This is a genomic window from Mesorhizobium sp. M4B.F.Ca.ET.143.01.1.1, assembly GCF_004792275.1.
GTDB lineage: Bacteria > Pseudomonadota > Alphaproteobacteria > Rhizobiales > Rhizobiaceae > Mesorhizobium > Mesorhizobium abyssinicae.
Genome location: NZ_SRSR01000322.1, coordinates 1 through 291 on the forward strand (window position 1 = coordinate 1; position 291 = coordinate 291).

Here is a 291-nt window from a genome sequence, read left to right on the forward strand (position 1 = left end):
CAAGTTCAAAGGCGCGCTTTTTCCGGGCGCGCCTTTTAAAATTCGGCCCGGGACGGGCCCTGACCGAACAGGCAAGACCATGAAGATCAAGAATTCGCTCAAGGCGCTCAAGGCGCGTCACCGCGACAACCGGCTGGTTCGCCGCAAGGGACGCATCTACATCATCAACAAGACCGCTCCGCGCTACAAGGCGCGCCAGGGCTGAGTTTTGCGCGCGGTGCATGTCGCCCAAAAGTGCCAAGCGGTTTTGGGACAACGACATGCACAAAGAGACCGCGCCTGTTTGATGTT

At 58.8% G+C, this 291-nt stretch carries 1 protein-coding gene; it reads left to right on the forward strand.

The window, feature by feature from the left end:
• Positions 1–79 precede the first annotated feature (79 nt).
• Complete coding sequence (gene ykgO / locus EN786_RS37170; RefSeq protein ID WP_040974291.1) at positions 80–205, forward strand: type B 50S ribosomal protein L36; 126 nt, start codon at positions 80–82, stop codon at positions 203–205.
• Positions 206–291 lie beyond the last annotated feature (86 nt).